General features: G+C 37.1%; 14 protein-coding genes. 10 read left to right on the top strand and 4 right to left on the bottom strand.

Annotated features, from left to right (window positions below; genetic code table 11):
• Positions 1-425: 425 nt before the first annotated feature.
• A complete protein-coding gene (locus tag AC6UD1_RS06225; RefSeq protein WP_500707572.1) occupies positions 426-965 on the bottom strand; it encodes a hypothetical protein in 540 nt (179 codons plus the stop codon).
• A 180-nt stretch (positions 966-1,145) separates the two neighbouring features.
• Between AC6UD1_RS06225 and AC6UD1_RS06220 the strand changes: the two genes are divergently transcribed.
• Positions 1,146-2,327, top strand: a complete 1,182-nt coding sequence (locus tag AC6UD1_RS06220; RefSeq protein ID WP_500707571.1) for a thiolase family protein — start codon at positions 1,146-1,148, stop codon at positions 2,325-2,327.
• A gap of 59 nt (positions 2,328-2,386) precedes the next feature.
• On the opposite strand, the gene brnQ is transcribed toward AC6UD1_RS06220, so the two are convergent.
• Positions 2,387-3,739 (bottom strand): branched-chain amino acid transport system II carrier protein, encoded by a 1,353-nt coding sequence (gene brnQ, locus AC6UD1_RS06215; protein ID WP_500707570.1) that lies wholly within the window; start codon positions 3,737-3,739, stop codon positions 2,387-2,389.
• Between the two features lie 144 nt (positions 3,740-3,883).
• Here brnQ and AC6UD1_RS06210 point away from each other — a divergent pair, with 144 nt between their 5' ends.
• From AC6UD1_RS06210 to AC6UD1_RS06185, 6 genes are all read left to right on the top strand, one after another.
• Complete coding sequence (locus tag AC6UD1_RS06210) at positions 3,884-4,417, top strand: GNAT family N-acetyltransferase (RefSeq protein ID WP_500694276.1); 534 nt, start codon at positions 3,884-3,886, stop codon at positions 4,415-4,417.
• A gap of 55 nt (positions 4,418-4,472) precedes the next feature.
• On the top strand, positions 4,473-4,613 hold the full coding sequence (locus AC6UD1_RS06205) for a hypothetical protein (RefSeq protein ID WP_500695882.1): 141 nt from the start codon (positions 4,473-4,475) through the stop codon (positions 4,611-4,613).
• 195 nt (positions 4,614-4,808) lie between these two features.
• Complete coding sequence (locus AC6UD1_RS06200) at positions 4,809-5,546, top strand: hypothetical protein (protein ID WP_500707569.1); 738 nt, start codon at positions 4,809-4,811, stop codon at positions 5,544-5,546.
• A gap of 285 nt (positions 5,547-5,831) precedes the next feature.
• Entirely contained in the window at positions 5,832-6,194 is a 363-nt protein-coding gene (locus tag AC6UD1_RS06195; RefSeq protein WP_500707568.1) for a hypothetical protein, read from the top strand.
• Positions 6,195-6,222: 28 nt separating this feature from the next.
• Positions 6,223-6,345 (top strand): hypothetical protein, encoded by a 123-nt coding sequence (locus AC6UD1_RS06190; RefSeq protein WP_500707567.1) that lies wholly within the window; start codon positions 6,223-6,225, stop codon positions 6,343-6,345.
• A gap of 583 nt (positions 6,346-6,928) precedes the next feature.
• Positions 6,929-7,444 carry a hypothetical protein gene (locus AC6UD1_RS06185; RefSeq protein ID WP_500694274.1) on the top strand — a complete coding sequence of 172 codons (516 nt, stop codon included), beginning with the start codon at positions 6,929-6,931 and terminating at the stop codon, positions 7,442-7,444.
• Between the two features lie 103 nt (positions 7,445-7,547).
• On the opposite strand, the gene AC6UD1_RS06180 is transcribed toward AC6UD1_RS06185, so the two are convergent.
• Complete coding sequence (locus AC6UD1_RS06180) at positions 7,548-9,644, bottom strand: glycoside hydrolase domain-containing protein (protein ID WP_500694273.1); 2,097 nt, start codon at positions 9,642-9,644, stop codon at positions 7,548-7,550.
• Between the two features lie 289 nt (positions 9,645-9,933).
• Here AC6UD1_RS06180 and AC6UD1_RS06175 point away from each other — a divergent pair, with 289 nt between their 5' ends.
• Together AC6UD1_RS06175 and AC6UD1_RS06170 are read left to right on the top strand one after the other, a co-directional pair.
• On the top strand, positions 9,934-10,251 hold the full coding sequence (locus AC6UD1_RS06175) for a helix-turn-helix domain-containing protein (protein ID WP_500694272.1): 318 nt from the start codon (positions 9,934-9,936) through the stop codon (positions 10,249-10,251).
• A complete protein-coding gene (locus AC6UD1_RS06170) occupies positions 10,232-10,642 on the top strand; it encodes an ImmA/IrrE family metallo-endopeptidase (protein ID WP_500694271.1) in 411 nt (136 codons plus the stop codon). The genes AC6UD1_RS06175 and AC6UD1_RS06170 overlap by 20 nt, the downstream gene beginning before the upstream one ends.
• Before the next feature lie 54 nt (positions 10,643-10,696).
• Here AC6UD1_RS06170 and AC6UD1_RS06165 read toward each other — a convergent pair whose 3' ends face one another.
• Positions 10,697-12,391: an oleate hydratase gene (locus tag AC6UD1_RS06165; RefSeq protein WP_500707566.1), complete on the bottom strand. Its 1,695-nt coding sequence runs from the start codon at positions 12,389-12,391 to the stop codon at positions 10,697-10,699.
• Positions 12,392-12,631: 240 nt separating this feature from the next.
• Between AC6UD1_RS06165 and AC6UD1_RS06160 the strand changes: the two genes are divergently transcribed.
• Complete coding sequence (locus AC6UD1_RS06160; protein ID WP_500707565.1) at positions 12,632-12,865, top strand: hypothetical protein; 234 nt, start codon at positions 12,632-12,634, stop codon at positions 12,863-12,865.
• The last annotated feature ends 87 nt before the right edge of the window (positions 12,866-12,952 follow it).

The raw sequence follows: 12,952 nt of genomic DNA, 5'->3' as shown, positions 1-12,952 counted from the left end.
TTAATTTTAAGTTCTACAACTTAAAATTACCTTACACTTGTAATCAAAATCTTGTTCAGTTTTCAAAGATCTACTCTTGATTGTTGCCGTTTGATTCTTCCTTAACGCAACATGTATAATTATACTACGTTGTGTTTTCAATGTCAACAGATAAACTCAATTATTTTAAATTTATTTGTTCAAGCATCGTATCCGGAGAACCCAGACAACAAAGACTATTATACAACGCTCATAATGAAGATGCAAGAGAAATGATTAAAATAATTAATTCAGTTCATAATCAGTGACTAATCGATTATTATCAAATCACTTTGTCTCCCTCACTGAGCATTTACTACTATACATGCGCTCAAATCATTTGTCAACACTTTTGGTCAAAAAAGGTCAAACTTTTTTAATTTTCATTTTTTATCAAGAAAATTGGCCTACTTTTTCTTTGAATATAAGTCAATTCCATCTTGCGGGTGTTGTCTTAGATAACGCGTCGTAAAAGCATCCACTGCACTCTTATCCTCTAAATCAACGTCAGCATCTTCCATCGCACTAACCAATTTCTTATAAAAGGCATCAAAATTAGAATCGTACATTGAACGTAATGCTTTACTATTATTTTCTACCCATTTATTCAAACTAGGACCATTACTAATAATTCCCTGATCGTTTAAATAAGAAAATAAATGGATTAAGGCAAAGGGAATTAGTTGAAACAGCGAGTCCGTTTTCTCATCACTATCTAGCATCAAAGTAAAACGATTAAACATTACGTTAGTAACTAAATCAACGTTCCAGTCTTTGGGCTGAACGCCTAAACCAACAATCGCAATTTCAGCAAAACTATCAATGATGGTATCAATCTCGTCAATCTCATCCTGCGTCTTCTCTAAGACATCAGGTTCATCATCAATATCATTTAACCAACGATCGATCATTTCCCCTACTTGTTGTACTTCTTCATCCTTATCCATGACTTCATCTCCTAAAGTATTTTTATTATTCACTTTATTTTTTATTATTCACTTTATTTTTTATTATTCACTTTATTATAGTAGAAACTCGAAATTAACATTAACTTTTGCACTTTAAAAAAAAGTTAAGTAAAAACATGTATAATTATCAACGAATCATGTCAAAGGAGCATCGAATCTATGAATGACAATATCGTAATTGTAAGCGCAAAGAGGACTCCGATTGGTAAAATCAACGGCACCCTCGCTAGCCTAACTTCGGTTGATCTTGGAACCATTGCCGCCAAGGCAACCATCAAAAACGCAGAAATTGATCCAAAACAAATCGACCAAGTCATCTTTGGAAATGTAATTCAAGCGGGCGGTGGACAAAACGTCGCCAGACAAATCGAGTTAAACGCTGGCATTTCTGACACAGCCACCGCCTCCACCATTAACCAAGTTTGTGGTTCCGGTATGAAAGCGGTCCGACTGGGGCAATCCGCCATCCAAATGGGCGATGCTGACATCGTCCTTGTCGGAGGAACCGAAAGCATGTCGAACGCTCCCTACCTAAATATGAACGAAAGAAAGGGCCACAAGTTTGGCCCAATCACTTTAGAGGACAGCATTCAAAAAGACGGACTAAACGACGCCTGGAGTGGAAAACCGATGGGAATGACCGCCGAAAACGTTGCCGACCAGTTCAACATTTCAAGAAGGGATCAAGACGCTTTTGCCTTTCAGTCCCATCGAAAAGCCAGCAAAGCTCAACAAAATGGTTACTTTAATGAAGAAATGATCCCAATTGAAGTTCAGAATCGCCACGGAAGCACCGTGGTTGATAAGGATGAGGGCGTTCGTTTTGACACCTCAATGGAACAATTAAAAAAGTTAAAGCCATCCTTTAAAGAAAACGGAACGGTGACGGCCGGAAATGCTGCCAGCCTAAATGATGGGGCTTCCGCAATCCTATTAATGAAGCAAAGTAAGTCCAACGAGCTTGGTCTAACTCCGCTGGCGGTGCTGGATGACTACGCCGAAGCTGGATGTGACCCTAAAATCATGGGATATGCCCCCTACTACGCCGTTAATAAACTACTGGATAAGACGGGCCAACAAATCAGTGACTTTGATTTGTTTGAACTAAACGAAGCCTTTGCCTCTCAAAGTTTAGCGGTAGCACGGGACCTTCACATCCCAGACGCTAAGCTTAACATTACAGGTGGTGCCGTCTCAATGGGTCACCCCCTCGGCGATTCCGGTTCTAGAATCCTCATTACCTTAATTAACAACCTCAAACGAACTGGTCAGACTAAGGGACTGGCCACCCTCTGTATCGGTGGTGGAATGGGAATGGCGATGACAGTTCATACACTATAATGAAGAAACAAAAAAAGATCTCGGTAGTTAGATTCATTTCTAACTACCGGGGTCTTTATTTATCCTTGCTTCAATTGTTTTCTGGTCTTTTTCACCGAAAGAATCAATCCAATCGCAAATCCAATCAATGCGAACAAAACCCATCCCATTCCGTACTGCGCCAGCGGCAAAAGGTCATTAATTTTAAATAACCAAGCTAATTCTGGCACGTGCGTCAATTCGGGAATGGTGGTAATCCCGCTTAAAAAGGCTGGAATGGCGATGAACCAGATCGTCATTTGGTAAACAATCTTAGAGTTTTTAAGTAATGGTTTAATTAACGAAATCAAAATCAGACAGATGGAAAACGGATAAACAATCATCAAGACTGGCATGATAAACCTAATCATCTCTGTTAAACCTAAAGTTGCCAAAAGCGCTGACATAACCACCGCAAAAACGAGCAACGGGAGATACTTAAACTTAGGAAAAACATCTGACATCGTATCCGCAAAGGCACTACTCATCGCAATTGCCGTCTTAAGACAGGCAACAATCACAATCAGTGATAACAAAATGTTCCCATAACCACCAAAGTAGTGCGTTGCAATCTGAACAAGGGCAATGCCACCATTCGCTGACGGCCGAAAATCGCCCAGACTGCTAGCGCCCATGTAACTTAATAGAACGTAGACAACTACCATCATCAATCCACCAATCAAGCCGGCCTTTCCGATGCTAACGGCTAACTGCTTGGGGCTTTTGGCTCCTAGTCCACGCACGGTTTCCACAATCACGATTCCAAAAGCAATCGATCCGGCCCCGTCAAGCGTGTTGTATCCCTCAACGAAACCCGAAAGGAGCGGGGAATGCCCGTATTCACCCATTGGATGATAGAAACGTGGCGACCCCATTGGTTTAACAATCGACATGACGATGATGACCGCCAGTAAAATCAAAAACAACGGGGTCAAAAATTTTCCGATGTATTCCAGTAAGCGCCCTTGATTATACGAGAGTAAAAAAACGGCAATGAAGAAAATTAAAATAAATCCGATTAAGCCTAACTGCTGACGACCAGAACTAAGAAATGGTGCAATTCCAATCTGAAATGAAGTGGCTGCTAAACGTGGAATGGCCAAAAGCGGTCCCATTATAAAAGAAATTAAAATCGTAAAGACGTACGCAAACGACTTGCCAACGTTTGAAGAAATTTCAAAGGCTCCGGAACTGTCAGTAACCCCTAACGCAATGATGCCTAGGATGGGGAGACCCACTCCAGTTAAAACAAATCCGAGGGTTGCCCACCAAACGTTGCCACCAGCCATCTGTCCCATATTAACGGGAAAGATCAAATTGCCAGCTCCGAAGAAGATTCCAAACAACATTATCCCGACGTAAATAATCTGTCTTACACTTAATTTCTTTTCCAAGTTTTTCCCAACTTTCCTAAATTACTGTTCAATGCATTTTACCAGAAAAAAAGCCGGCGCCCTAATTAATTTGGTGGTTGAAAAACCACATGAGCTTCACTATAATTATTTATCGTCTGATAATAAAAGTAAGGAAGTGTTATTATGTCTACTATTTACGTAAGAAAAGCTACCGAAGCTGACTTAAACGATATCTACACTATCATCAAAAACGCCAAAAAGTTTCTGGGAGAGCAAGGCATCGACCAGTGGCAAAGCGATTATCCGAGTGAAGAAGATTTAGCCAGAGACGTTAAATTTGGCATCTCATACGTCTTAGACGTTGATGGAAAAGTTGCTGGAACCGCAACCCTGCATTTAGGAATCGACCCCGATTACTTACACCTTGAGGGTGGCGAGTGGGAAAACGGTGATCAAGGTCACTACTCTGCCATTCACCGTATCGCCGTCTCAAACGACTATCGCGGTCAGGGACTAGCATCCAAATTCATCAGTGGCCTATTCACCATCTCAGCCTTTCGTGGTTTTAAAGACGTCAGAATCGACACTCATCCCGACAACAAGGGGATGCAACACGTCATTCTCTCAAATGGTTTCACCAAACGTGGTATCATTTACGCAAACGGTAAAAAGAGTCATGGAACAAAACGTTTCGCTTACCAAATCGAACTAAAATAATAACTAGGAAGTGGCCAAATTGGGCGACACAGTGGTATTAATCAAATTAATCATAATGGCAACGTTCGGATTGATCGTAATTTTGGGTTGCATGGGATGGACCTATCACAAGACCCACAAATTAACGTCAAAACGTTTTTTGGCATTATCGGTGTTGGCAATTTGTTTCATTATCATCCTAATTATTCTGGCATAAAAAGAGGCTCAACCTATGATATTCATGGGTTGGGCCTTTTGTTTTGTAATTTTGTTTATTTTTTCTACTATAATTAATAACTAATCATTTATAATGTGTACCAGATTTCACATTCGCCCTATTAATTCTGTTATCTAAAGAATATAATTATTTATGTGTCAAAATTTAATAAAAAGTTAAGGGATGTAAACTGGTTTGAAAAACAAGAAAAATATAATTATAGTCGTTCTAGTAGTCCTCCTAGCATTTGCCTTAGGAGTAATATTTGCATTTAAAATAAATGGAAATAATAACAATAGTAATAATAAGAAAAATACTACAAGTATATCTAAGAAACGTAAGCCAACTAAGCACAAAAAAGAAACTGACAACAAAAATAAGCAAGCAGCTGATCAAGCTTCAACTAAAAATAACAGTTCAGATGCTGAGGAAACTGGAACAACTTTGCCTCAATTATTACAGGGAGATTATAAGGAATCAGACGATTATACACTAATAATATCTAGTAACACCGTGGGCTTAGGAACTGCCGATAGTAGTATCTTAGTTAAATCTTATAAAAAGACTGGGAATACTTACATTATTAAAGGTGATAGCAATTCTGGAGATGGAGAATCAACGGCAACCTCAACTATTAGTAAACCAGAAAACATACAGATTACCAAAAATCAAAATGGAAGTGTAAGTGTATCAGGATGTTCGAATAATTTTTTAAATGGTACATATAGTGCCTCTAATACTAACGATAATAGCTCTAACAATAACTCCTCAGATGCTGACACAAATTCAAACGACGATAATTCAGATTCAAATACTGATTCTAATGATAATAATTCAGATTCTGATAATGACAATAACTCAGATACTGATACCAACTCTGACGATGACACAACTACGGAACCAAATACCAATAATGATCAAGATAACGATTAATCAATAAGAATATTCGGTTTTCATTATCATCCTAGTTATTCTGGTATAAAAAGAGGCTCAACCTATGATATTCACGGATTGGGCCTTTTGTTTTGGGATTCTTTAACCATCAATTTGTGTAAACATTGAGACTTTACTATACTTAAAACCGTTAATTTAGTTAAGAAGAGTTTTAATGAAATACAATAAGATAATCAAATTTATACACATAAATATTGCTTTGGAATAATTTATCATTTTATATTTTATTAATTAGGTAACCATAGTTATAAGGAGAAAAATAAAATGCCAGAAAAAACCAATTACATTAAAGATCGAAAAGAATTTTTACATAAGTATCATACCGCTTCTCGCTTATTGATCCCTTCTATCATAATATCAGTAATTTTTTTAGCCATAGGATTTACTCTTATCAAGCTAGATGTAAATAGGGTTATTATTTTAATAATGGGATTACTGACTGGAATTGTACTAGCATTATTTATAGCCTCATTAGGAGCATGGTTAAATTTAAAAATAAAAAAACCTAAAAGTGTAAATTTAATGAGAAAGAAATACTACCTTAATTTATGGATCTTAATAATTTTATTTGTCTTTGGTATATTACTTTTTATTATTTTTAATTGTACTGATGCCAATTTTACATAATTTAAGTTATATATATCTTGTTTCTAACATGACCACATTTTCAGTTTTTGGAAGTATATTTATTTATTCGATGGAAAAAGACATCTTAAAGTATCGAAAAAAGAAGTATTTAAAAGAATTTACTGAGGGGATTAAAAAAGATGGAACATAAGGGCATTGATAACGTACTTTTACTGGAGGGATTCTCTTGCAATCATATTTTCAATTAGGTTATTATCTGCTGGCTAAATTATTCTTTTTTTGTATGCTTATAGTAATTATCTATGAAATTGTTGCCTATGAGCGTTCCAGACATTATTTAAGAAAAAGGGGAGAAATATTTAACAATATTTCTCCCCTAATATACATTTTGATTCTTTTTCTATATTTTGCCTCTAACAATATCATTGGACATACTTTAACTGATAATTATATGTGGAACAAAACATTAACAGATCGCTGGAATTATTTAATCGGGAACCCTAGTGGACTAATTATGCTAATGTCATACGTAATTATTCTGACTAGTATTGTTTTGTACATGACAATCAAACGCTGGAACATTTACAATAATGGGAACCAACAACCAAAATTAATTAAGCAACTGAAACAATCATTTTTTAAACATATTAACTATATCTATATATTAATTATATTTACTTGCATAATTTCATTTATTAATGTTGCATTAGGAATAATCTATCATTTTGTATTTTACTAATAAAGTAATATCCTAATTGTGAGGAGGAAGATAAATGTCAGAAAAACCGGACTACATCAAAGACTACCAAGAATACTTACATAAATACCACATTATGTCACGCTTATTGCTACCATCCATTATATTGGTAATCATTACCTTCACTTTGGGATCCATTCTCCTTAATATGCATGCAAACAAATTCATCCTTTGGATCATGGGGACAATCGATGGAATTACATTCTCGCTATTTATTACCGCACTAGGAACTACAATAAGATTAATGATAGAAAAATATAAGATTAAGCATATGCGACCTTCAAGGTTAAAACATTATTATTGTTTATGGGTCATTATTTTATTTCTGTGTTTTGGAATTTTTGTTTTCATTGGATCAATTGAAATACTATTACTTTCAAACAATTTATGGGAGGCATATGAATCTCCAATGCTGCCAACGTTTTTAATTTGCTCTGGATTTTTATTATATTATCTTTCTAAAAGCACCTTAAAATATCGGAAAAAGAAATATTCAAAAGAACTTACTGAGGGAATTAAAAAGATGAAATAAGTAATTGAGATATAAATCAATAAATGGACCTGTAATTACAAATTACAGGTCCATTTATTTAATCATTTTAATACAACATAAATTACGCAAATAATGACATATATCATCCTACTAGTGCCGCTAAAAATGCAATTATTACAGCAATACCAACACTTTCACCCTCAATTGCATATCTTACATATGCCGGTGTCAACGCAAGCGTATCAGTCTTTTCTCCTAATTTATCGGTAACCTCATCATAAGCTTTTTCATAACTCTTAAAGTCAGGATAATCATGTGGATGAGAATCAATATCTATTGAAATAGAAAGCTCTGTATCAAAACTTTTATTATTAATTTTTAACTTAAAAATATTAAATTCTACTGATATACTCCAACCGTCTTTAGTTTCTACAATCTCAATTGAAACTTGACCATCTTCAATTTTTTGAACAAATTCCCACTTATTAAATAAACTAACGATGTATACGCCAGCATTAACATTGTTATTACAACTTTGCATGACCCAATCAAACATAAATTTTAGTGGTAATTTCCCATTACTAATGGTAAACATCCCAGATCCATGGACTGGCTTAATATCAGCTTCACCTACTAAAGTAATTTTTAATGATTTATTATCATTGTATAGCACATAAGGAACATCAATTTCTACCTGTGTATTATCAACAATATTCTTTAAAGCTTCTTTAGCAGACATTTCTCCAATTCCCGTTGGCTTAATCTTATTAGTACCATCATCTCTACCAGACGACGCATCTTGGTCAATCGCAATGTCACCTAAACTGTATTCAACAAATTGGTCAATTGCCCAATTTTTAGGCATCTGATAACCCAAATTTCCACTATATCCAGTTGACATATCAGATACAAACGCCGTTTTTGCAAGTCCTTTACCAAGGGCTTGAGCACAAACATTTCTGGTTCCGTAAATTCCTGCTTGATAACTTGAGCCGCCTAATGCTTTTTTGACTCCCTCCATATATGGAATAACCGTACTATCAATGTCACCAGCTTGAATATCAGTATCAACAGCAAAGTAAATAATAGTATCCTTTGGGAATCCAAGCCGTTGTGCTGTTGCATTTGCAATTCCTGCATCAGCACAACCCTGGCCGTATTTAAAGTATTCCTGACTGCCATCATTATCTTGATAGATTGGAAACACCTTTAGGCCACCATCAGTAATTCTTTTCAGTTCATCATCAGTCAGATTTTTGTTACGACGTTTTGAGCCAGTGCCAACTGATCCAGTTAAATAGCGACCAACAATTTCAAAGCCATAATTTTTGATGTTTTTAACGTCTTTATCACTTAATTGAAATGAAGTATCACAAGCATTTGAATCTCGATTAGTATTCCCATTACTGGTAAGCAACCCCTTGATAACGGTTAAATCAGCTTTCCCTGTAAATGGTGGTAAATTCATAAACTTCCTAAAATTAACCACATCTTCAGCAACCGAATTATTAAATACTCCATCAACAGATCCACTCAGAAAATCATTAACCATTAATCCATATTGAAGTAGCTTAACGCCTGCACCTTTGTCCCCTTCAGTTAAAGTTGGCGTTTTATTAATGGTTCCAGGTCCATAAACTCCGTTTGCTTGTCCAGGTGTCATTCCTTCAACAGCTTGCAGGGCATAAATCAAAGCTGTGTTTGTATTTCGTTGATACAAACCATCAGTTGGAACCAAGCCAAGATCATCACCAAAATAATCTAAATAGTTATGGTTTAAATATTGTTGCATTTGACGATATTTCTTTTTACCACCATCAAGTAATTCAAAGGCAGCCATATCAAATAGACCAGCCATTAATGGAACAGTAACCCCACCTTTATCTAATCCAGCATCATTACGTAATTTATTTACTGCATTCTGTGTATCTTTGGTATATTTCTCATCAAACGCATTCGGGCTAATTCCCTTACACCAAAAAGCACCCTGAATTAACTTCGCAATCTTGCCCTTGTAACCGACCTTCAACTGATCGACCATTCCACTTAGTGCTTTCTTGGTTTTATCACCAAAACCACTACCAAGTGGACTAATCCCTAGTTCATGCTGAAGTCCCATTCTTAAAGCATAAATAGTTGGCCAACCCGTCTTTCCATTTTCCTTGACCTTATCAAATCCTGAAACATTACCGTATTCTTGGTTCAACCACTTTTGAACGCTTAAAACTTGTTCATCCATAATTATTTCCTCCTAAAATTTTCTTTATAAAATTTAAGAGCTAGCGCTAACTCGCACGTAAACACATCAAAATCAATTTGCAATCATGTAGAATAATCATTGAATCTTATAGACAAAAGTTCTACAATGATGGTAAAGAAAATCAGCTGAAATAATCTAAACCGACATCTCTTCGAGGTTGTTGCTTGATTTCTCATCTGTTTACAAGAACAATCATATATCCATTATTTCTACATGTCAACAATTTCATAGATTAATTTTCTATGTAAATAATTAAAAGGAGTCAAAAATGTCGATCTATCAACGGGTTAAAGAGCTTGCTAAAAATAAAAATATTTCCATTCGCGAATTAGAGCATCAACTTGGGTTCTCCAACGGAACCATGCAAAAGTGGGACCAAACCGCTAATTCGCAAAAACTCAAAAAAGTTGCCAACTACTTCAACGTCTCCGTTGACTATCTCTTAGGAAACTCAACTGGTAACTCGGCTGACTTAGATGACCTCTCAACGATCATGATGTTTGGGGGCAAACCCATCCCAGAAGAAGACCGTGAAACAGTCGTGGAAATCTTAAGGAAACTTCGAAATGCACGAAATCATCAATAGTCTTTTTAACTATGCGTTAGATAATGACATTGCCGTTGTATACACGGACAAACTCCATCAAAATACCCAATCCTTTGCGGACGTTCGTTCCCATTCAATTGTGATTAATGCCAACTGGCAGCTACGAAAACAACTTCCATTTATCATTGCGCACGAAATTAGCCACGTCCTGCAGTGCGATCAGGATGATGCCATTCTTAGTTTTACCACTCTGATGAATCCCAAGTACGAACAGAAGGCCAACGTGAATGCCGTTAGGCTTCTAGTTCCCTTCTACGCTGACAACAAGGAAATTGACCAGCTTAACCTAGAGGAATTCATGGATTTATTTGCCATCCCGGATTCACTACGTGACGTGTGTTTTACTGAAATTAAAGACTATGTTGATTGAAACATCAAAAAAGCTCAACTTCATTTCGAAGTTGAGCTTTTCATTTACGATCATCTATTCAAATAATTTTTTAGCGGCCTTGGCCAGAATCTTCGGATTCTTATCAAATCGTGGGTTGTCCACGAGTTTTGACATTGGAACACCAGCAAAGTGGTAAGCGGCCATTTCACCAGAACGAACTGCACTTTGTTCGGTGAAGACCATTTGGTAAGGTTGTTCAACAAACTCACCGGTAAAGGCTAGGTTCGTTGAATGGTCAGGGATGACCTTGGGACGGTCAATCTTAGCACGGTTGTTAAACAATGCCGAAGCGTATGGCATGTAAACGGGAACCGAGTTAACAATTGAATCCATGATTTCCTTTTCTTTATCACGGATGTTTACGGGACCCGGGTCGACCTTTGAAAGCTGTCCGATCAACTCTTGAACCATTTCTTTTCCAGTCATCTTGATGTACTGCTTGTCGACGAATTCACCGCGACGGTATGGATACAAGAAGTAACCCCAAAGAACGGTTTCGTTTGGCTTTTGGTCGGTGAAATGAGGTTGATGATGAACCACAATCGACATTCTCACGTCTTTTTGACCTAACGGAGTAATTGGACTCGTTGATAGGAAGGAGTTCAAAGCATTCCCAGGTAGTTGCGTAGTAATACGGGTGATTTCGTTTAAGAAAGTATGATCCTTAGTGGTTACGGTAAAACTACTCCAGCCACTGGCGTTCCGATCGGCGAAGAATTTGTCTGGATTCCCCAAGTTGTAGAAGTGATTGGTGGCTTTCTTCCACAGACTTGAAGCAGCTCCATAATCGGTGTTTTCACCGGACGGGGTGTTGAAGTCTCCAAGCGTAGCCGAATCGGTAATGGAACCATTGGTGAAGAAGACCGCGGTCTCGTCATCAACGTCAACGTGTTCATCTTTACCAGTGTCAACGTTCTCCATTTCTAGGCCCTTAACGGTAATTTCTTCGTTCATTGGAGTTTCTTTGAAGTCCCAATCATTAACCCGACGGTTCAAAACGAACGTTACGCCTTGCTTCTTCAAGTAATTAATTAATGGTAGCATCAAACTTTCGTACTGATTGTATCGAGTTCGGTTAACCCCCACGAGCGTGTTAATTTGGGTAAATTCGTAAATCATTTGGTGCATGTAACGCCTGAGTTCTTGAGCTGAACTCTGGGTACGAAAGGCAAAGGTTGTCTCCCACATGTACCAGAAGTTAGTTTGAAACATGTGGGGATCGTCCTTGAAGTAATCAGCAATGGAGACGTTATCAAGTTCGGTTTCTTTGTCGTCTGGCATCATGATTAACTTCGTCAATAGGAGCCGATCCTTGTTGTTAAATCCCATTTTAGCGGAATTAATAATGCCCTTTTCGCCTTCCATCAAACGCGCTTTATCGTAGGTCCGATGCTTAGAATCAAAGTCACGAGTGTCCTCTGCAGCCGTCATTCCCTCTTCGGTGGCTGACGGAACCCGACTTAAGAGATCCATCAAATCAACGTAGGTCCGGTAATTCAACATTCTTCCCCCACGAGCGACAAAGCCAGTCTGGTCAGATGTTTCGTGATTGCGATTCCAGTATTCATTGCCGGTCACGTCAGTCTTGGCACCATCATTTGCGCCATGGTCGTCCAAGGAATAGAAAGTGATGTTCTTTCCGTCCCAGTGACCTTCTTGAATCAAGTAAACGGCAGCGGCCATGTTAGAAATGCCGGCACCAATCATAATTGCTTTTTTCTTAGTCATATTAAACCTCCTAGATTTAAATACGTAGTAAGCATTTATCTCTATGTTAGCAGTTTCACATATGCTTATATCTATATTATAACGTACCCAAAAGTTGGAGTGTAACTTATCAATTTGATTTAATAATTTATTTAATTAATGTTCTTACGTCAACCATTAAGCAACTCACACGTCAGCCTGCGAATAGATAATTAAGGTCGTAATCTGGTACAATATAGTAGAAGAAAGGTGGTAATTACTATGCCAGAAACAGTATTTTTCAATCCCGGCGACTCACTTGGAAACTTTCACGACTATAATGATGCAGTTCGTTCTGCTCAACTTTACCGTGACAAACAAGTGGAGGCCAAAAACGTCGTAGTAGTTCATGGAAAAGACAAAAAATCATTCGATATTTTCCTTTCGGATAACGCTCAATCAGATACTAAAAATAACGATCAAACTTCGCCCTATTACGTTAATAAACGAATCTAATTAATTGATTTAATTTAATTGGAAATTACGTAATTATTAGTGTACAATTGATTATATTAAATAGCCAAACGTATGTTCGCAATTATG

It is taken from the genome of Fructilactobacillus sp. X8R1C1, from assembly GCF_059900945.1.
Note: the sequence above shows the minus strand (reverse complement) of the source record. Positions and strands in the feature narration are given on the sequence as shown.